The following is a 19,963-nucleotide window of genomic DNA, read 5'->3' on the forward strand; positions in this document are numbered from 1 at the left end:
CACAATCTAATTGTGTGCAAGTAAATTGTTGGCTGATAATTTGCCCACAACCTATACTGGGTGGAATGAACCAAGACAGCAGCCTCGCCCTCGACAACCAGCTCTGCTTCTCCCTCTACCGCTCCAGCCGGGCCGTCACCCGCGCCTACCAGCAGCACCTGGGGGAGCTAGGTCTGACCTACCCCCAGTACCTGGTCATGCTGGTCATGTGGGAGAACCCCGATGGGCTGGGCATGAAAGAACTCGCTGCCCGCCTCGACCTCGACAGCGGCACCCTGACCCCTCTCATCAAGCGCCTGATTGACCACGGCCTGCTGACCAAGACCCGCGACGCCCGCGACGAGCGTCGCACCCTCGTCAGCCTCACCCCCGCCGGGCAGGAGCTGAGAGGACGCGCGGCGTCCGTCCCCGGGGCCATCTACGCCGCCTGCGCGGTCGAGGGCCTGGACGTCCTGGCCCTCAAAGCTGAGCTTGACGCCCTGGCCGAGCACCTGGCCGAAAGGCCTCCGCAGGCCGGCAGAATCCAGTAGATTAGGGGTATGGTTCCTGCGCGTCTCAAAGCCCGCCCCCTTCTCACCTGCACAGCTCTTGTTGTCTGCATAGCGGTCGCTTCGCTACTGAGCAATATCACCACAGAAGCCCAGCTCTCGGGCCAGTCTGAGGCCATCACCTATGTGCGTAAAGTGGTGAGCAAGTTCCTCAACTCGGGCACCCTATGGGCGGCCCTGGGGTTCTACGCGGGCTGGCTGTGGTCTGGCAGCAGAACTCGCCCCGCCCCGCTCTGGGTGCCTGTAGCAGCCGCGGTGGCAGCGTCCTTAGGTGCCCTAGCCGGGCACTACGCCCTGGGGAACCTGCTGGGCATCATGGAAGCCAGCATCTGGATTGAGAACTACCACTGGTTTATTGCAGCCGTTATCATATCGGGGCCCCTGGGCTGGTTGGGCGCTAGGTCCGCGCAGGACGACCGTGCAGGGAAGCTCCTGCGCTATCTGGTTCCCGCGGGGGCTGTAGCAGAGCCCCTCGTCACCGGCATGTTCTGGTATCCGTCAGGGTTCAGTTTCCCGGTGTCTGAGATTGCCTCAAGCTATACCGTGGGCCTATTGCTGATGCTTCTAGGCGCGCTGGGACTTTGGGCCGTCTACTGCGCGAATAAGGCGGCCGCCCCCACCCTAGAAAACCCGCGCCGCCGCTTCTAACACCATCCAGGCCTGGAGCTGGGTCGAAAGATCAACCGGCTGGGCAGGTTTGAGCACTTCAGAAATATGCCGGGTGACATCGGGCGAAAAGAGCGCGACAGCCTCACCGCGGATCTCGGTCGGGTCGATGCCGAGCTCGTTCATGGGCAGGTCAGGGTCGAACTCGCGGCGTCCGTCCCAGAAGAGCTCGGCGGTTGCAAGGACGAAATCCCGCGCCTGCTCCCGCACGACCTGCGGCAGGGCAGTGTGTGCGGCAACCTCGGCAAGGTAGCGCACCAAAATACCGGTAAAAAGCCCGCCGTCCCCGCCGCCCTGGGTCGCTAGAACCCGCAGGGTTTCTGCCTCTGACACCTCAAAATCTCGGCCAAACTCCCGGTCAATACCGGCCAAAACCTCGGCGATATGCTCAGCCGGGTCAACCGTCAGCAGCTCAGACTTGCCGGCATCAAGCACCGCCAGATAGGCCGCGAGAACCGGCCCCTGGTTATAGGTGTAGAGACCGCGCTCCACCGAAGAAATCTTGGCACGATTCCCGCGCCCGGCCACCTTGACCCCGTCCAGATAAAGGCCGCGCTCAGCATCAAAGAGGTTGGCGTGCAGCCAGTTCAAGAGGGCAGCAGCCTCGTCATACCGGTGGGCCCGCGCGAGAGCCAGGGCAATGGGAGCGGTCGCCGGGGTGTTCTTAAAATCGTGGTCCTTCGACCAGAAGGCACCCCCACCCACCTCAGGGGTGCAGGCAGCTGCCAGCTCCCGGTACAGCCGGGTGGCGGCGTCCTGGGCCGCAGAATCCCCGTTGCCCTCCACGGCGAGCGCCAGCCGGTTGAGGCGCTCGCAGGCCAGGGTCAGCCAGGCCATGTCGTCGTAGAAGGAGTTGGGGTAGGAGCCGAGGTTGCGCATCTGGATGCCGCGCAGTACCGCGCGGGCCTGGCGCAGGGACGCTTGTGCCTGGCCCTGCCCGTCGGGTGTGGTGAGCTGGCGGAAGCCTGCATCGACGAGGTTGTCGAGCAGGTGGGCCTGCCACCAGTAGTGCCATTCACCGCGCCGCTGGCTGCGGCGGCGGGTGTCGGGGTGGAGGGTGCGCCCTAGCAGGGTACCGGGGACGCCTGCGACCCGGTGCCCGAAGAGCCGCGTGACGGAGTGGGCTGCTGTGCCTGCCCGCTGCCCCAGGGTGTGGCGGTGCTCGGCGGTGAGCGCTGCGAGCTGGTCGGGTGAGTGCTGCAGGTGCTTGGGGTGCATGGCGTTTCTTTCTTTGGCGCGTCGGTGGGCGGTGGTGTGGGCCGGTTTTTAGTCTACCGGCTGGGCGGTGCCGGTGCTCTTGTGCCGAATGTGCCTCTTATTCCCGAGCGGGTGGGCTTACTCCCGACATTCGGGAAAAGGCGTCACATTCGGTGGCAGGGCGCTTCTGCTAAAGTATGGTGAATGCACACCTCTTCTTCTGCTGGGCGGGTTTCTGCCGTCTGGGTTTATTTATCGTCTGCTGCCCTGTCGATGCTGGGCAATTCTATTGCCGGTATCGTCTGGCCTTGGCTGGTGCTGGAGCGCACCGGCAACCCGGCTGCTGCGGGTATCGTGGCTGCTGCGATTGCGGTGCCGTCGCTGGTTTTTGCCTATTTTGGTGGCAACCTGGTCGATAGCCTGGGCCGTAAGCCGGTGTCGGTGATGTCGGATATCATTTCGGGCCTGTCGGTGATGGCCGTGATTGCGGTTGATATGGTTTTTGGGCTGACGCTGAGCTGGTTCATCATCATCGGTATTTTGGGTGCGGTGGGTGATATCCCGGGTATGAGTGCCCGCGCTGCCCTGGTGGGTGATGTGGCTGCGACCTCGCGTAAGAAGGTTGCCCAGATTTCTGGCTGGAACCAGGCTTTGAGCGGGGTCAGCTTCCTGGTGGGCCCGGCTGTAGCCGGTGTGCTGATGACGGCCCTGCCCATCGAGCAGGTTCTCTGGATTACGGCCGGTTGCTCCCTGGTGGCCGCCGCCCTGACCGCCTGCTTGCGCCTGCAGAAGGCGGGCGCGGACGTCCGTGCTGAGGGGCAGGACGCCGCTGCCCAGCTGGGTGAGGACGGGCAGGTGCCAGCGTCCTCCCCTGAAGCCCCTACCGAAGACCCTTTCAAGGGGCTGGCGGGCTGGAAGAAGGCCCTGGGCTACCCGGTGATTCGTCTGCTGGCTCTGGATTCTTTGCTATCGATGGCCCTGGTAATGCCCTATCTAATGGTGCTTCTACCCGCGCATTTTCAGGGAATTAACCAGCCGGGGCTGTACGGGGCATCGATGTCTGCCTTTGCGGTGGGCATGATGGTCACCAGCATCGTAGCCGGGAAGATTGTGCCCTTCCCTCGCCGGGCCTGGGTGGTGGGTATGGTCTTCAATACCCTGGCCTTCTTTGGCATGGCCTTGCTCGAAACTTCCTGGCTAGCCATCGTGGGTATGGGTGTTGCCGGCCTGGGCGGGGGTATTATGAACCCCCTGCAGACCCTGCTGGTGACTGAGGGTGTACCCGAGCAGATTCGCGGCCGGTCGTTCTCAATCTTTATGGCTATTAGCCAGGTGGCCGCCCCAATCGGTCTGGTGGCAACCTCGGCGGTGCTAGCCTTTGTGACGATTTACCAGGTGGCCTGGGCGCTGGCTGGCCTTTGGCTACTGGTGGCTATCTACCTGGTGGTGCGCGGCCTGCAGCTGCTGCCGGCCAGGAGTGCTGAGTCAGTAGAAAAAGGTGCCCCTGCGCCTGTGGTCGAGTAGCTTCAAAGTCCCGGGCCGAATGTGCCTCTTATTCCCGAGCGGGTGGGCTTACTCCCGACATTCGGGAAAAGGCGTCACATTCGGCAGCTCATTGTTCCCAGGCTGGTGGGGGAGCGCTGGTTGAGGCCAGGGAGAGTAAGAAGTCGTAGCTCTGAGTGTTGGCGGTTTGTTTCCCTTGGGTCTCGTAGCTGTCGATGAGGTGAGAGATTTTTTGTCTGAGTTCTTCGGCCTGCTCAGGGGTGAGGTGTAGCTGGGAGACGAGTAGGGCTGAACCTTTGGCCGGCACCAGTAGGGGTTGGTCTGTGCTGGCGGAATTGAGTGCCAGCTGCCAGGTGCTTTTGGCATGGTCAAGCTGGGCATTGATGAGCCCCAGGGAGAGGGCTGCGTCCTCGGTGGTTGCTGTTTGGGCGTCGAGAGTGAAGCCCTCGCGGGTGGTGAGCTGCCAGACTCTGTCGCGCTTGTCGCGGGCTTGCTCGGGGGCTTCGGTGATAATGCCACCTTTGGCAAGGGCCCGCAGATGGTAGCTGAGGGCGTTAGGGGGCAGGTCTAATTCGCGGGCTAGGTCGGTGGCGCGGGCGTAGGTAAGCCTAGCTAGGGTGGTGACGATGCGGACGCGGACGGGGTGGGCCAAGGTCCGCATTTGAGTTCGGACGGTGGTGGGTTTGGGAGGTTGCTCCGGTGTTGTCATGGGGTCAGTCTAGGAAATATTGGGTGTTTCCTCAAAAATTATTGCGCAATATATATTGCGCAATAATTCTTGCTTAAGTTAGGGTGTGGCTATGACATCGCATACTTCATCCCTCTGGCGCAACCGCGAGTACCGCCTCTGGTTCAGCGGTGACCTCTTCCTTGACCTGGGCACCAGCATAGGCACCTTCGCTTTCCCTCTGATTACCCTGGCGGTTACCGGTTCACCAACGACAGCCGGAACGGTTGCTCTTTTCCAGGGGCTGGGGCAGATTATGGGAACTCTGCCCGGCGGTGTCCTTGCAGACCGACACGACCGGCGTAGGCTTAGACTTCTTTCCTGTTTCCTAGGTATCTTGGCTCAGATCATTTTCCTTGCCCTCCTGTTGACCGGCACCGCCACCGTCGGTACCCTCAGTGCCCTGGCTCTGGGAGACCGACTCCGCTCATCTCTACTGGCAGAAGCCTCTAACGCCATGATTAAAGAAGTGGTACCCGAAGCAGACCTTCCTCGGGCAATCGCTATCAATCAGGGGAGGGATGCCGCTGTCGGTCTAGGCGGTGGTCCCGCCGGCGGCGCTCTCTTGGCTATCGGTCTCGCCTACCCGCCCCTGGCTCAGCTTCTAGGTCAGATTATCTCTCTAGCTGCCACCTGTGCCATGACAGGTAGCTACGCACCGCAGGGTGCTAAGCCTTCTCGATTCTCCGCCCGTAGCGCCCTTAACGATTTCCTAGAAGGAGGTGCCTGGCTATTCCAACGTCGCTTACTTGTCGTTTTGGCCTGCGCTATTTGCCTGCTGAACTTCAGCATTAGCGGGACCCTCATGACCCTCACCCTCAGCTACACCCAAACCGGAACAAGCCCCGTCGCTCTAGGTGCTTTGATGGCTACGGTCTCAGCCTCCATGATGGTCGGAGCTCTTTGCGCAGGCTATCTTGTTCAGAAACTCCCCACCGGGCGCGTCCTTATCGTCGGTTTCCTAACCTTTACCATCTGTCTGGGACTGCTTCCCTGGCTCCCCGGAATCGGCTGGGTAGCTTTCACGTTAGCTCTCGCCGTCCTCGTCATACCAACCCTCAATGCCGGCCTTTTGGGCTTTTTAACCCTCATTACTCCCAACGACATCTTGGGGCGGGTTCAGTCCCTCATTGGTTTCGTGGCTGTCGGCCTTGCTTCCTTGGCCCCGGCGCTTGCTGGATGGGGCCTGGGCCTAGCTGGCCCTTCCGCTACTGCGATTTTCTTTACGATCACCTGCTTCTGCGCCACCCTCGTGGTAATGAGCAGCCGTGACCTCATAGCACTACCTGCCTCAGAGCAATGGTCTGACTTCGCCCGTAGCCGGAACCTGCTCGACGAGGCCTAGCCTCCGCCCACTTCGCACCGTCACGGTCTGCCCGGTGAAGGGGTGGGGGAAGGTCAGTGACCTGGCCAGTAGCTGGAGGGGTAAGGCGGGTTCGTCCTCGGCGATGGGTAGGACGGCCGGGTAGACCACGTCCCCCACAATCGGGGCCCCGGCTGCGGCCAGGTGCACCCGTAACTGGTGGGTCTTGCCGGTGTGCGGTTCCAAAAGATAGTGGGCCAGGGATGTGCCCGCCTGCGGCAGGGGTAGGGCCGGGTTGGCTTCGGATACAGCGGGCAGGACGCCGTCCGCCACCTCAAATACCTTCAGGCAGGTAATACGTGACTGGGCATTGAGCCCCTCAAAGGAGGCACCGGAGCGGCGCCGCTCGCGCCGCTCAGCCTTGGTCTCTACCGGCAGGGGGCCGGTGTCACCGGGCAGGAGCTCAACACCGGTATGGGTTACCTGCATAGCCCCGTGCTGGTTATCAATGCGCGAGCGCACCGTCAGACTTTCGCCTTCTCCCAGCCCGGCGATGGGGGCCGCCACTGCCTCGTAGGTCTTGGTGGGTTCGCGCCGCTGGAACATGGTCTGAAAAGGGGCGCGGGCCTCGGGCGTCTTGGCAAAGAGCACCACTCCGGCGGTGGCCCGATCCAGGCGGTGAATCGGAATCAAATCGGGGTTGTTCTCCCGAACCCGCAGCTTGGTCAGGGCCGTGTGGGCAACAAAGGACCCGTTGGGGGTGGTGGGTAGGAAGTGGGGCTTATCAATGGCCAGAACCCACTCGTCCTCGTAGAGCACCGGCATGTCAAAGGGCACGGTCTTTTCAACCCCCAGTTCCCGGTAGTACCAAATCTTTTGCCCCGTCAAAGGCGCATCGGGGGCAACCGCCTGCCCGTCGGCGTCCTTCACCTCATCGCGCTCAAAGCGGGAGGTAAAGAGGGAACGCTCATGGGGGTAGAAGCGGGCCACCAGGTAGTCCAGCACCGTGCTTGCGCCCAGGGGGTCGTCCTCGGGATTGCCCGCGTCGGGCAGCACAAAAGAGACGGCGTCAATCCCGTTGCGCTGGGGCAGGGGCTTGGGGGCAAGGTGGCGGTTGATTCGGCGCATGGGCTCTATTATCGCAGGTAGATCCCAAGGCCTGCTTGATAGAGTTGAACTGCCTCTCTCGTGGACTCCACGCGGTACATCCATCCTTAAGAAAAATCTCCGCGAGTGTGAGACCAGAGAGGAGGTAATGGCTGTGGCTAAAAGCAAGGCTAAGAAAAACAGCCCCGACAAGATTGCAGTCAGAATCGTCGCTACTGCAATACTCATCGGAGCTGTAGCAAAGCTTTTGGAAGCTATCGAACCGTTCATTCGATAGGTCCTACAGCAAGGGGCGACTCTGGTAGTAAGCGGCTACCGGGGTTGCCCCGCCTTGTTTGCTGTCATCCTTAAGATAAAACCAGTTTATCTGCTTTGTATTGTGCGTCAAGGGTGGCTAAAAGGAGCCCGCCATCAGTTCCCACACCACCCGGTAGCTGGCCTCAAAAGCGGGCAGGGGCAGGAACTCGCAGTTGGAGTGGAAATTGTGCGCCCCCGTGAAGAAATTGGGGGTGTAGATTCCCCGGGTGGAGAGATACGAGCCGTCGGTGCCCCCGCGCATGGCCAGGTTGATGGGCTCGATACCCAGCCGGGCAAAGGCGGCGCGCAGATGCTCGGCCGCCACGGCGTTGGCGCTGGTTTTGGCGTCCTCAAGGTTGCTGTAGATATCTGAGATATCCAGGTGTACGGACGCCCGCGGGTTGGCTTCTGTCGTTCGCTCAGCTAGGTCGCGCAGGAAGTCCTTTTTGGTCTCGTAGCCTGCCCGGTCGTGGTCGCGGATACTAATATCGACGGTTGCGGTCGCCTGGTTGCCCGCTATCCCGTTGACCCAGAGGTAACCCTCACGCCCCTCAGTGTGCTCGGGGGTCTGAGCGCGGTCGAGGGCCGCGATAAAGTCGTGGGCCACCAGAATCGGGTTGACCAGGTTGCCCTTGGAATTCATGGGGTGGGCGGTCACACCCTCAACGTGCAGGCGGGCATGCCCGGCATTGAAAGTAGCCTCGACCAGCTCACCCAGTTCGCAGCAGTCCAGGGTGTAGGCATAATCCACGGGGAAGCGCGCCAGATCCATGGTGCGCACGCCCAGCAGGCCGATTTCTTCATCCGGCACAAAGGAGAGGTAGATATCGGGATGGGCGGACGCACCCGCCCCAGCTCCCTGCGCTGCCCTACCGACTTGCCCGGTGGCGTCCGCGTCCGCAGCTAAGAGGCGCACAGCAGCTTCCATGACCGAGGCGACCCCGGCCTTGTCGTCCGCTCCCAGCACGCTGGTGCCGTCGGTGACGATCACGCGCTGGCCGGTGTAGCGGGTGATTTCGGGGTGCTCGGCCTCGCGCAGCCAGATGTCGAGGTCGGTGTTGAGGCAGATGTCCCCGCCGGGGTAGTCGATGACGCGGGCGTGCACGTCGGGGGAGAGATTGACGTCAACCGTATCGAGGTGGGTGCAGAAGCCGATGGCGGGGGCTTCGGTGCCCGCGGGCAGGGTGGAGGGAATACGGGCGGTCAGCACACAGGTGTCGCTCAGATGCACGTTGTGGGCACCGGCTGCCGTGAGTTCGTCCTTGAGCAGGCGGGCCAGCTCCCACTGGCCCTGGCTGGTGGGCACGACCGATGCTGAGGCGTCCGACTGGCTAGAGATCGCCGAGTAGCGCAGAAAACGGGCGGCTAAGGCCTCCTGTAGATCTGCATCTGGGGTATAGGTGGGAGTAAATGTGGTGGTGGTCATGGTGAGTAGTTTACTCCCGCGGCGCGCGGAAACTTAGCCCGGCAGCTCCTGGCAACCGGGGCAGCGGAAGCTAATGCGGTCGGTGTCTTCCTCGCGGGCGTACAGGTGGCCCGCTGTGTAGCGGTCGGCGCCGGTGCCGGTTTCTGAGAGGTCTTCCTTGATGATGGTTTCCCCGCAGCGGTAGCATGGGCGGCCTGCCCGCCCGTAGCACCAGAGCGGTTCGGCACTGGTGCGGGTGACCCGGTGCGGACGCCCGCGGTTAGCATCCAGCAGCAGACGGGCAATGGAGACCACGGCAGCGATATCGGGCACCGCCCCCACCGGGGTGCGCGGGTCAAGGCCCGCGAGAAAACAGGTCTCAGCCCGGTAGATGGTGCCGATACCGGCCAGGTTCTTCTGATCGAGCAGGGCTACCCCTAAGGGGCGCTCCGGCCGGGTAGCCAGGTTAGCTACCGCCTGCTCAACCGACCAGTCGGGGCCAAGCAAGTCGGGGCCCAGGTAGGATAGGCGGTCAGCTTCTTGGCTGGTGGGGAAAACCTCAAGTAGCCCCAGGGTAAAGCCCACGGCTTCGACCGGGTGGCTGCCGGGCACTATCTGCCCGTCGCTATCAAGCCTTGCATTAGCCTGAATCAGAGCCCGCACCTGATCAGCCGGGCGCCGCCACTTTTCCCGCGAACCGTTCGCGTCCAGCCCGTAGAGGTGCCAGATGCCGTCCATCTTCAGGTGGGAGTGCACGGTCATCTCACCGATACGCAGCAGAATATGCTTACCCCGGGCCAGGGCCCCGTGAATGGGCTGGCCCGCCAGATTGATGTCGGCAACCTGGGGGTAGCGGAAGTCTGTAGTGTGGGCTGTTCTACCGGCAAGAGCGCGGTGGAGCGAGCGGGCCTGCCGCCATACGGTATCGCCTTCAGGCACTGCTAAGCACCCCTCCGTGTTATCAAAATGTGACCTGTCTAATATGACCTATCTATGACGCCCTGCGCGCGCCTCTGCTCACAGTGTAGACCAGAATTACTACAAAACTTGCGTGCCACCTGCTGAAAGGGTGTATAGTCGTTTCACGTCATGCTTCACCGTTGAAGTTTATGGCCCAGCACTAACTTAATACAAAGGGCAGGCTCATGCGATGTTGCTAGAGTAGGCCCTGACTCCTTAGGTGGTCTCCCAGCCGCCTGTCCCCTAGATGGAGGTCAGAACAATGAATCTGCTCTTTACCGCACTCATGGTTGTTATGGTCATGATGCTTGTGATGTCTCTCGGTGCTTTCTACGTGCACCTTACCCGCAGCGTCCGCGCCTTCCGCGCTGGCTACGAGGGCGTGGAGTACAACCTCACCGCCTAATCAATGAGAGACCGCTAGCCACTCAGAACCTCCCTTGCCCCACGCAAGGGAGGTTCTGCTGTTTTTAGGAATAGTCCTTCCGCATGCGCAGGCCGCGCGGGGTGGCGTAGAAACCTGCTGCCAGCAGGGCCCGGCGCAGGGTGAGGACGGGGTGCTCGCCGCTCTCTGCTGCTGCGTCCGGCTGGTCGGGAGCAGGGGGTAGGGGGGCCGGCGTGCTGAGCACATCCACCCCGCCCGCGGTTTCGATGACGATTTTGTCGGCTACTCCGGCGCGCACCAGCTGGCCAATCAGGGGCGCGGACGCTTCTACCCGGTCGGTTCGGTCGGTAAAGGGCAGTAGGGTTTTGCCGCCGCGTTCCAGGTAGAGGGTGAGCTCCCCGTCGACCAGGATGATGACGGCCCCGGCCTTGCGCCCTGGCTTGTGCTTGATGGGGGTGCGGTTGCTGTCCCAGGCCACGGGGGTGGGCCAGGGTAGGGCGGCCCCGTAGGGGTTGGCCGGGTCGGTGGCAGCGAGCAGGGTGACCGAGTGGCGGGTGCGGCGCACCGGGGTGTAGGCGGATGCGCCGGGTGCGACGTCCTGCCCCTCGTCTGCGGCGGTGATGTCGTCCGCCGCCCGGAGCCTATCGACGGTGGAGGAGGTCGAGAACTGGGCAGCGCCCAGGCCCTCAATGAAGTAGCCGCGGCGGGCCAGCCCCTTTTCTTCGGCGGTAGACAGCACCCGGTAGACCCCGGCAAAGCCGCCGGGGGTGTCCTCAACGGCCACGGCCCCGCGGGTGAGCACCCCGTAGCGGTCCATGAGCAGTTCGGCGCGGGCGGCAGCTGCCACGGTGGCATCGAGCGGTTCGGCCTCGATACGGGCCCAGCGTCCGCCGTCGATAGGGGCGACCTGGGCGGATACCGCCGGGGCCCGGCCCACGCCCACCCCTAGGCGGGAGGCCGAGAGGCGGGAGGCCCCGTGGCGCATTCCCACGGAGCGGGCCCGGGGAGCGGGGGCGGCCACCTTGTGGGCCGAAGCCCCGCCCGAGATCAGGGCCCGCACCGGGGCGAAGGTATCGCCGGTGACTAGCCCGGCCCAGACCAGGTTCCAGAGGGCGGTTGAAATCTCCTGGGCGTTCGGGGGCGTGTTACCCAGTGAGGTGGCCAGGGCGGCGAGCTGGGTCTGAATCTGGCTGAAGAAGAGCCCGCCGGTTAGCAGCTCGTAGATGGTGTTTTCGAGGGCTCCCAGGGCAGCGAGCGCCTCGGTGCGTTCTACCTCATCGGGCAGGGTCAGGGCCGCGCTCTCACCCAGGTGTAGAGCGACCCAGCCGTCGTCCCCGGCGAGCTGGCCGGCGCCCGTCCAGATGACGTCCCCGGCGCTCATGGCTGAGTCGAGCAGGGCGGGGGTGTAGTCGCTGATGCGGGCCTTGAGAATCAGAGGTTCGAGAGCTGAGGCGGGCACCCGCACCCCGGCGAGCTGGTCGATCACGGTGAGTAGGCCGTCGTAGCCGCTGAGCATGGCGCTTTCGTCCCGGCGGACGCTGATGGGCTGGGCCGGTGCCCCGACGGTGCCGGGGGCGGCGGCGGTTTCGGTGACCTGCCAGGAGCCCACATGCTGCCAGGGCGGCAGGAAGCGGGCATAGGTGCCGGGGGTAACGGGTTCGACGTCGGCGCGCAGGGCTGCCAGGGAGCGGGAGCGCAGGGTGCGCAGGACGGAGGCGTCCACCCACTCGGTCCCGGCCAGGTAGGCGGGGTCGGTGGAGCCGGTACGGGCTGCGGCCAGCTCGGCGCGGAGTTCTTCGGGCAGGAACTCACCGGAGATCACCCGCCGGTCAGCGGCCAGGGTGCGCAGGGCGGTATCGACCACCGAGACGCCCAGGGAAAGGGCGGCAGCAGCCTGGGCAGCGGTAAAGGGGGCGTGGGTGCGGGCGTAGCGGGCGACCAGGTCAACCAGGGGAGCCTCGACCGGCTCCAGGAAGGCTAGGGGGACCCCGATGGGCAGGGGTACGCCCAGGGCGTCTCGCAGGCGGGCGGCGTCCTCAATGGCGGCGTAGAGTTCCCGCCCGTGCAGGCGGAAGCGCAGGGCCCGACCGGCTTTCACCAGGGCCTCAAGGTGATCGGTGGCTTCGGCTTCGGTCAGGACGCGCTCACCCGGCTTACCTGTCTCGGCCTCGGCAGTCGGGGCGCTGGCGTCCTCACCGGTTCCCTGGTCCAGGAGCACCCGCAGGCGCTGGGCTGCCTCGGCGGCGGTCAGGGGGCCGAGCAGGCGCAGCAGGTCGGCGGCTCCCTCGACCCCGCGCAGGCGGTAGCCCGCAGCGGTGCGCTGGAGTCGGGCCTCGGTGGAACGGATCACCTCAACATCGAGCAGCTCACGCAGCTCATCCTTGCCGAGCAGCTCAGCTAGCAGGGCAGGGTCCAGGGCCAGGGCAGCGGCGCGGCGCTCGGCTAAGGGGGAGTCCCCGTCGTAGAGGAACTGGGCCACATAGCCAAAGAGCAGGGTGCGGGCGAAGGGGGAGGGGGTTTCGGTTTCCACCTCGCTGATGCGTACCTTTTTGGCCTCAAGATCCTTGTGCAGGGCGGTCAGGGCCGGTAGGTCATAGACATCCTGCAGGCATTCGCGGGCGGTTTCCAGCAGCAGGGGGAAGGTGGGGTACTTGCGGGCCACATCCAGGAGCTGGGCGGAGCGCTGGCGCTGCTGCCACAGGGGAGTGCGGCGGCCCGGGTCCTTGCGGGGTAGCAGCAGGGCGCGGGCGGCGTTCTCGCGGAAGCGGGAGGCAAAGAGGGCAGAGTTACCCACCCGCTCGGTCACGATGTCTTCGAGCTCAGCCGGGTCAAAGATAAAGAGGTCAGCACCGGGCGGCTCGGCTTCCATGGCAGGAATACGCAGCACAATACCGTCATCGGCAGCCATAGCAGAGGCGTTAACCCCGTAGCGTTCCTCAGCCCGGGCGCCGACCGCCAGGGCCCAGGGGGAGTGTACCGGCATACCCAGGGGCGAGTGCAGAATCAGCCGCCAGTCCCCCAGCTCATCGCGGAAACGCTCAACCAGCAGGTGCTTCTCGCTGGGCACCTGACCGGTCGCCTCTGCCTGCTCACCCACATAGGCCAGCAGGTTATCGGCGGCCCACTCATCGAGCCCGATGCCGCGCAGACGGGCGTGGGCGGCGCTCGCGTCCTTACTGTTTTCAAGAGCCAGCTCCCGGGTGAAGGTACCCAGAGCCCTGCCTAAATCGACGGGACGGCCCGGGGAATCGCCGTGCCAGAAGGGCAGACGGCCGGGGACGCCCGGGGCCGGGGTCACTGTCACCCGGTCGTGGGTGATGTCCTCAATCCGCCAGGACGATGCGCCCAGGGCAATGACGTCCCCGGCCCGGGACTCATAGACCATCTCCTCATCCAGCTCACCCACCCGCTTAGGGGCCTTAGAATCCTCAGCCCCGGCGATAAAGACCGGGAAGAGGCCACGGTCAGGAATCGTACCGCCGGAGGTCACTGCCAGGCGCTGGGCACCGGGGCGACCCTCAATCGTCCCGGCGTCCCGGTCCCAGACAATGCGGGGGCGCAGCTCGGCAAACTCGTCCGAGGGGTACTTACCGGCCAGCAAATCAAGGGTTGCCTCAAAGGCCGCCCGGGGCAGGGTAGCAAAGGGAGCCGTTGCCCGCAGAGCCTCAAACCAGGCCTCCACGCTAATCGGCCCCAGGGCACAGGCGGCTACGGTTTGCTGGGCCAAAATATCCAGGGGGTTAGCGGGAATGGCCAGGGGCTCAATCTGCCCGGCCAGCATGCGCTGCACGGTCACTGTGGCGTTCAGCAGGTCGCCCCGGTGCTTGGGGTAGAGGTAGCCGCGTGACACCTCTCCCACCTGGTGGCCAGCACGGCCCACCCGCTGCAGGCCAGAGGCCACCGAGTGCGGGGCCTCCACCTGAATCACTAGGTCCACATGGCCCATATCAATACCCAGTTCCAGGGAGCTTGTGGCCACCACGCACCGCAGCTGCCCCGACTTCAGGGCCTCCTCAATCAGGGTGCGCTGGTCCTTCGACACCGACCCGTGGTGGGCCCGTGCCAGCACCGGCGGAGCCCCGGCAGCCGTCGCCGAGCCCCCCATCACCTGGGCAGGGGGCTGGGTCGAAAGGGGTAAGGGCGCACCCGCCCCCGGCAGGCGCTCATCGTCAGCTTCCAGCCGGGTAGGGGCGTCCTTGGCTAGAGCCTCAGCCAGTACATCGGCCAGGGCCTTCGGCTCCCCGCCGGTAGCCGCGTAGGTGCGGGCACCGGTGGAGGCGCTCGCGGTCACCTCACCCAGCTCCCCGCGGGCCTCTAGACGGCCCAAGTAAATCTCGTTGAGGCGGGCCGTTAACTTCTCAGCCAGCCCGCGCGAGTTAGCAAAGACAATGGTGGAGCGGTTAGCCTCCACCAGATCCACAATGCGCTCTTCCACGTGCGGCCAGATGGAGGCCTGGTAGCCGTTAAGATTCGGGGTTTCGCCCCCGGCGCCGGAGCCCGGGGCGGACGCCGCCACCTGCACCTCTTCGATGGTGAGGGCGGGCTGGGCTCGGGTCTGTGCCTGGGGAGCGGACCCTGTTTCCTCACCGGGGAAAACACCCACAGCATCCCACAGGGCCTGCTCGGCACTTGCCTGCTCACCGCTCACCCGACTACCGGGTGTGCGCGCAGGCAGGGGCTGGTCAAAGTAGTCAGAGGAAGGCTCGTCTGGCTGGGAGCCCAGGGCAGGGCCTGCCACCGGGCGGATACCCAGGGCCTCAGCCACCGTTACCCCTTGAGGCAGGGACTCCGCCAGCCGCACAGAGACTTCCGGCCGGGTGCCGGCGTCCGCCAGGGTATCGGCCTGCACGGTGCCGTCGTCGAAAGCGCGGTCCTCGAACTCGGTGGCGTCCAGGGAGCGAATCTGGGAGCGGGTACGCTCGGTGAGCTTATCCAGGTAGGCACCTGACCCGGCGGGCGCTGGGGTTGGCCGGGGGCTACTGTCCTGCTTGAAGGAGTTATCCCCCTCGCCGTAGGCGTTGGGGCCGCCCAGGGCCGTCATATCGGGCACCGGCACCGAAAGGGTCAGCTCCCACTCCTTGGCCGAGGGCGGGCGCACAATCTGCACCGGCACACTACCACCCAAAAAGCGGGCGACGGTTTCAACTGGCTCCACGGTAGCCGACAGCCCCACGCGCTGGGCCGGGGTCTCAAGAATCTGGTCCAGGCGTTCAAGGGTCACCGCCAGGTGAGCACCACGCTTGGTACCGGCAACCGCGTGCACCTCATCGATAATGACCGTATGCACCTTGGTCAGGGTCGAGCGGGCCTTAGAGGTCAGCATCAAAAAGAGAGACTCGGGGGTGGTAATCAGAATATCCGGCGGGTTAGAAATCAGCTGGCGGCGTTCCTTAGCCGGGGTATCACCGCTGCGCACACCCACCCGCACCTGCGGCGGCTCTACCCCCAGCTGCCGGGCGGTCTGGGCAATACCGATCAGGGGAGCGCGCAGGTTGCGCTCAACATCCACACCCAGGGCCTTGAGGGGGGAAATATAGAGGACGCGGGTGCCCCCGCCCCCTGCCTGCTGCGCCTGCCTGCCACCGGCGTCCGCCCCCTCATCGTTAGCGGCCCCGAGTCCCCCGCCCCCGTGGTTCTCAAAATGCAAGCGGTCAAGGGCCCACAGAAAGGCCGAAAGGGTCTTACCCGATCCGGTCGGAGCCACAATCAGGGCATGGTGACCCGCCGAAATCGCCTCCCAGGCCCCCGCCTGGGCAGCCGTGGGAGCAGAAAAAGCCCCCTCAAACCAGCGACGGGTGGGGGCCGAGAAAAAACTCAGGGCACGGGAGGTAATGGGTTCTGCCATAGCCCCCATTATCCCCTTAAAAACAAACGGGCCGGGCACACCGGGCAACCTGGAAGGTAGCCCGGTGCACCCGGCCTTGAGAGCACAGATGCCCGCCGCTTGGCTAGGGGGTAGCCCCCACCGCGCCCACCGAAAGCTGGGCGACAGAGGTGTTAGAGCAGGCTTCCGCCGCAAAGTTCAGCACCAGGGCCTGGGAGGAGCCAGGAGCCTGCACCGAGTAGCCCGCAGCAGAAACGCTCTGGCAGGCATCCCCGTAGAGCTGGGCCCGGGTCTCACGCAGGGTAGCGGTCAGAGAATCGCCGGGAGCAATCACGCCACCCGAAGACGACCACTCGGTAGCATTCGCAGCTGCCGCCCCCACCTGCTGGCCGGCCGCATTAACGTAGTGCACAGCGGGGTAGCCGCTCATGGTGCAGTTGGCATCCCCGGTATTGGTAAAGGTCAGGGTGATATAGCGCGAACCCGCTGCGCCACCGCCCTGAGCCACCGCGGCCTCAATATAGAGCTGGTCGTAATCACAAACAGCAACACCAGCTGCCGAGCTGGCGAACTGGCTACCGCTCGCGGCAGGGTTCTGGGCGCTCACGGTGGGCTCTACGGTGATAACGGTGCCGGTGGGCACCGGTTCAGGGTCAGCGGAGGTACTGGGGGCCGGGGTGACCTCTTGCACGGTGGGCTGACGGGTGGTTGCCGCTGCAGAAGGCGCGGCGCTGGTAGCCAATCCGGTGGGCGAGGGGGACGCCTGCGCGGACGAGGTCGTAGCAGCCGGGCTGCTCACGGTGCTTTCTGCGGTGGTGGTGCCGGTAGTGGCGCTACCGCAGGCGGTGAGTACTGTGAGCAGGCCAAGTGCTGCGAGGGGGAGAAGGGGGATACGTGCTTTCATGCAGCCTACATTCCGGGCTGTAGGGTGACGCTTGCCCCGTCCATTCCCTCGGTGTATTCGGTCTGGCAGCTCAGGCGAGAACATTCGTTGGCGATATCGTCGATCATGTCGAGCAGATCTTCTTCTGCTTCTTCGCGGGGCAGGGTTGCTTCGATGTGCTCGGGGTCGATGAAGGCGTGGCAGGTTGCGCAGGAGGCATTGCCACCGCAGGTTGCCAGCACGGGGAAGCCTGCGGCGAGGACGGCCTCAAGCATGGTCTGGTGGGGCTCCCAGGCGACGTCCTTGGTGGTGCCGTTCTCGTCGGTGACCGTGATGTTTACGCTCATGTGTTCTCCTGTGCTAGGGCAGCGCTGGGGCTGCCGGTCTTGGTCCTGTCCCTATTTTAGGGGGGCTACCCCGTCTATCCCCGCTTTTTGTGGTTAAAACTACGGTGGGCGGACGCCTGCCGCCAGCTTGGTAACGGGGTGTTACGCTGGGAGACAGCTGGGGGGGGGACAAGAAAAAACCGGCCTCCCGAAGGAGGCCGGTTTTTATCGGTGGTGCGCCCGAAGGGATTCGAACCCCCAACCTTCTGATCCGTAGTCAGATGCTCTATCCGTTGAGCTACAGGCGCATCATGCGTTGACCGGCTTTCTCGGCCCGTCGCGGCAACAGGTAATACATTACGCAGGTTTGCGTTGCTGTGCAAATCGAAAATGCGTGACCCTGCTCTCAAAAGGGGTGAATCTGGGGTGAAAACCGCGTAAATACGCGGAAAAAGAGGGGGTGAAGAAAGTTGAAAAAGTTTACCCGGGCCCGCATTTTGTTGGCCAGACCACAGGTCAAGAGGACTGTAACGAAATATTTACGTACTAATGAGGACAAACCGGGGCGAGCTATGTACTCTGGAAACACACGATGAAGTGAAAGTGCACCGCGCGACGCGTTTATTCATTGATATGGGTGGCGCGTTTTTCTGTTTCTACCCGCCTGCGGGCTAGTGGCAGGGCGGGGCACGCGCACCTGAACAACACAGTGGAGTGTTTCAGGTCAACGATTTATAAGGGGAAGCGTCAGATGACTGACATTTCAATCGACAACGTAACCGCACAGGCACCCACCACCCACGCAGAGCTGCTGCAGTGGGTTGCTGATATTGCCCAGATGACTCAGCCTGAGCGTATCTACTGGGCCGATGGTTCGCAGGAAGAATACGACCGTCTGGCCGGTGAGCTGGTTGAGGCCGGCACCTTCCGTAAGCTCAGCGATCACGAGTTTCCGAACTCCTACGTTGCCTTCTCAGACCCCGACGACGTGGCTCGTGTGGAAGAGCGTACCTTTATTTGTTCAGCGACCGAAGAGGGCGCTGGCCCTACCAACAACTGGCGTGACCCTGCTGAAATGAAGGCCACCCTGACTGAGCTCTTCACCGGGTCTATGCGGGGCCGCACCATGTACGTCATTCCTTTCGTCATGGGCTCGCTGGACGCCACCAACCCCAAGTTTGGTGTCGAAATCACCGACTCGGCCTACGTGGTGACCTCCATGCGTATTATGGCGACCATCGGCGCCGATGTGCTGAAGAAAATGACCGAAACCGAGGCCTTCTTCGTTAAGGCTCTACACTCGGTCGGTGCCCCTCTCGCCGATGGGCAGGCAGACGTTCCCTGGCCCTGCAATCCCGAAAAGTACATTGTGCAGTTCCCCGAGGATCGCGAAATCTGGTCCTTCGGTTCCGGCTACGGCGGCAATGCTCTGCTGGGTAAGAAGTGTTACGCCCTGCGTATCGCCTCAGCTATTGGCCACGATGAGGGCTGGATGGCCGAGCACATGCTGGTGCTCAAGATGACCAACCCCGAGGGCGAGAGCAAGTACATCTCGGCAGCTTTCCCCTCAGCCTGTGGCAAGACCAACTTTGCCATGATGGACCCCACTATTGACGGCTGGAAGGCCGAAATGGTCGGCGACGACATCGCCTGGATTGAATTCCGCGACGGCAAGCCCTTCGTGGTCAACCCCGAGGCAGGCCTCTTCGGTGTAGCCCCGGGTACCGGCTGGTCCACCAACCCCAATGCCATGCGCGCTATTGCTAAGGGCAACACCATCTTCACGAACGTGGCCCTCACTGACGATAACTCCGTCTGGTGGGAGGGCAAGACCGATGAGGTACCGGAGCACCTCATCGACTGGCAGGGCAATGATTGGACCCCCGAATCTGGCCGTCCTGCTGCCCACCCCAACTCCCGCTTCTGCACCCCCATCTCCCAGGCGGACATGCTGGCTGAAGAGTACTACGCACCGGACGGTGTGCCCCTCTCAGCCATCATCTTCGGTGGCCGCCGCAAGACCACCGTGCCCCTGGTGGCTGAAGCCTCCAGCTGGGAGCAGGGTGTCTTCCGAGGCGTGACCCTCTCATCCGAGACCACCGCTGCCGCCAAGGGTGCTGTTGGTGTGGTTCGCCGCGACCCCATGGCCATGCTGCCCTTCATCGGCTACAACGCCGGTGACTACATCCAGCACTGGATTGACCTGGGCAAGAAGCACGGTGAAGAGAATATGCCCAAGATTTACTACGTCAACTGGTTCCGCCGTACCCCCGATGGGGGCTTCGCCTGGCCCGGTTTCGGTGAAAACTCTCGCGTGGTCAAGTGGATTTTCGATCGACTGGATGGCAAAGCTGCCGGTGAAGAGACCTTCCTTGGCGTCGTGCCCGGTAAGAATGACCTCGATCTAACCGGTCTTGATATTAGCGATGCAGAACTTACTGCCGCCCTGGCCGTCAACAAAGACGAGTGGGCAGAAGAGCTGCCCGGTATTGACGAGTGGCTAGCTTTCCTTGGCGATAAGGTGCCCGCTGAAATTCACGCCCAGCGAGATGCTTTAGCTGCTGAGCTGAACTAAGGTATGCCGTCCTTTCACTGATGTAGTGCGCTGTTGTCAGCGTCCTTGCAAGCGAAAGTAAATAGAGCGACACGGTGAGGCAGGTGACCTGTGCGAAAATTTTTCGCACAGGTCACCTTGTTTTCTGCTCAGGGGCTCCCAGACGGCCCCAAAGAGTGGACGTAAAGCGGGCTTAATATTCTGTAGAATGCTTAAGAATGGCTGAATACTGTGTAGCCCCGCTGCGCCTCCCCCAGAAAGCTCATCGACTAGCCACC

15 protein-coding genes and 1 tRNA gene are annotated in these 19,963 nt (G+C 63.5%); 7 read left to right on the top strand and 9 right to left on the bottom strand.

The window, feature by feature from the left end; genetic code table 11:
- The first annotated feature begins 65 nt into the window (after window positions 1-65).
- Together L6963_RS03840 and L6963_RS03845 are read left to right on the top strand one after the other, a co-directional pair.
- Window positions 66-530 carry a MarR family winged helix-turn-helix transcriptional regulator gene (locus tag L6963_RS03840; RefSeq protein ID WP_237207053.1) on the top strand — a complete coding sequence of 155 codons (465 nt, stop codon included), beginning with the start codon at window positions 66-68 and terminating at the stop codon, window positions 528-530.
- A gap of 9 nt (window positions 531-539) precedes the next feature.
- Window positions 540-1,196, top strand: coding sequence for a hypothetical protein (locus tag L6963_RS03845; protein ID WP_237207054.1), 657 nt, complete (start codon window positions 540-542; stop codon window positions 1,194-1,196).
- On the opposite strand, the gene L6963_RS03850 is transcribed toward L6963_RS03845, so the two are convergent.
- Window positions 1,170-2,432 carry a glycoside hydrolase family 76 protein gene (locus tag L6963_RS03850; RefSeq protein WP_237207055.1) on the bottom strand — a complete coding sequence of 421 codons (1,263 nt, stop codon included), beginning with the start codon at window positions 2,430-2,432 and terminating at the stop codon, window positions 1,170-1,172. The two genes, L6963_RS03845 and L6963_RS03850, sit on opposite strands and share 27 nt — an antisense overlap.
- A 183-nt stretch (window positions 2,433-2,615) precedes the next feature.
- On the opposite strand from L6963_RS03850, the gene L6963_RS03855 reads away from it, so the two are divergent.
- The gene (locus L6963_RS03855) at window positions 2,616-3,935 is read left to right on the top strand and encodes an MFS transporter (protein ID WP_237207056.1); all 1,320 of its coding nucleotides are present in this window, start codon (window positions 2,616-2,618) and stop codon (window positions 3,933-3,935) included.
- A gap of 88 nt (window positions 3,936-4,023) precedes the next feature.
- On the opposite strand, the gene L6963_RS03860 is transcribed toward L6963_RS03855, so the two are convergent.
- Window positions 4,024-4,566, bottom strand: a complete 543-nt coding sequence (locus tag L6963_RS03860) for a winged helix-turn-helix domain-containing protein (protein ID WP_237209156.1) — start codon at window positions 4,564-4,566, stop codon at window positions 4,024-4,026.
- A gap of 148 nt (window positions 4,567-4,714) precedes the next feature.
- On the opposite strand from L6963_RS03860, the gene L6963_RS03865 reads away from it, so the two are divergent.
- The gene (locus L6963_RS03865) at window positions 4,715-5,986 is read left to right on the top strand and encodes an MFS transporter (protein ID WP_237207058.1); all 1,272 of its coding nucleotides are present in this window, start codon (window positions 4,715-4,717) and stop codon (window positions 5,984-5,986) included.
- Here the strand turns inward: L6963_RS03865 and L6963_RS03870 are convergent.
- Window positions 5,933-7,072, bottom strand: coding sequence for a pseudouridine synthase (locus L6963_RS03870; protein WP_237207059.1), 1,140 nt, complete (start codon window positions 7,070-7,072; stop codon window positions 5,933-5,935). The two genes, L6963_RS03865 and L6963_RS03870, sit on opposite strands and share 54 nt — an antisense overlap.
- Between L6963_RS03870 and L6963_RS03875 the strand changes: the two genes are divergently transcribed.
- Window positions 7,071-7,328, top strand: a complete 258-nt coding sequence (locus tag L6963_RS03875) for a hypothetical protein (protein ID WP_237207060.1) — start codon at window positions 7,071-7,073, stop codon at window positions 7,326-7,328. The genes L6963_RS03870 and L6963_RS03875 overlap by 2 nt on opposite strands.
- A 117-nt stretch (window positions 7,329-7,445) precedes the next feature.
- On the opposite strand, the gene L6963_RS03880 is transcribed toward L6963_RS03875, so the two are convergent.
- A complete protein-coding gene (locus L6963_RS03880) occupies window positions 7,446-8,774 on the bottom strand; it encodes a peptidase T (RefSeq protein WP_237207061.1) in 1,329 nt (442 codons plus the stop codon).
- A gap of 33 nt (window positions 8,775-8,807) precedes the next feature.
- Entirely contained in the window at window positions 8,808-9,692 is an 885-nt protein-coding gene (locus tag L6963_RS03885) for a DNA-formamidopyrimidine glycosylase family protein (protein WP_237207062.1), read from the bottom strand.
- A gap of 283 nt (window positions 9,693-9,975) precedes the next feature.
- On the opposite strand from L6963_RS03885, the gene L6963_RS03890 reads away from it, so the two are divergent.
- Entirely contained in the window at window positions 9,976-10,119 is a 144-nt protein-coding gene (locus tag L6963_RS03890; protein WP_167752381.1) for a hypothetical protein, read from the top strand.
- A gap of 64 nt (window positions 10,120-10,183) precedes the next feature.
- On the opposite strand, the gene L6963_RS03895 is transcribed toward L6963_RS03890, so the two are convergent.
- The 4 genes from L6963_RS03895 to L6963_RS03910 all read right to left on the bottom strand — a co-directional run bounded on the left by L6963_RS03895 (window position 10,184) and on the right by L6963_RS03910 (window position 17,439).
- Window positions 10,184-15,943: an Lhr family helicase gene (locus L6963_RS03895; RefSeq protein WP_237207063.1), complete on the bottom strand. Its 5,760-nt coding sequence runs from the start codon at window positions 15,941-15,943 to the stop codon at window positions 10,184-10,186.
- 103 nt (window positions 15,944-16,046) lie between these two features.
- Entirely contained in the window at window positions 16,047-16,826 is a 780-nt protein-coding gene (locus tag L6963_RS03900; protein ID WP_237186970.1) for a DUF4232 domain-containing protein, read from the bottom strand.
- Between the two features lie 5 nt (window positions 16,827-16,831).
- The gene (locus L6963_RS03905) at window positions 16,832-17,152 is read right to left on the bottom strand and encodes a 2Fe-2S iron-sulfur cluster-binding protein (protein WP_237197618.1); all 321 of its coding nucleotides are present in this window, start codon (window positions 17,150-17,152) and stop codon (window positions 16,832-16,834) included.
- Window positions 17,153-17,363: 211 nt separating this feature from the next.
- A tRNA-Arg gene (locus L6963_RS03910) sits at window positions 17,364-17,439 on the bottom strand.
- Between the two features lie 443 nt (window positions 17,440-17,882).
- Here L6963_RS03910 and L6963_RS03915 point away from each other — a divergent pair.
- Window positions 17,883-19,706, top strand: a complete 1,824-nt coding sequence (locus tag L6963_RS03915; RefSeq protein WP_237207064.1) for a phosphoenolpyruvate carboxykinase (GTP) — start codon at window positions 17,883-17,885, stop codon at window positions 19,704-19,706.
- Window positions 19,707-19,963: the final 257 nt, after the last annotated feature.

The organism is Rothia nasimurium (assembly GCF_928392795.1).
Lineage (GTDB): Bacteria > Actinomycetota > Actinomycetes > Actinomycetales > Micrococcaceae > Rothia > Rothia nasimurium_F.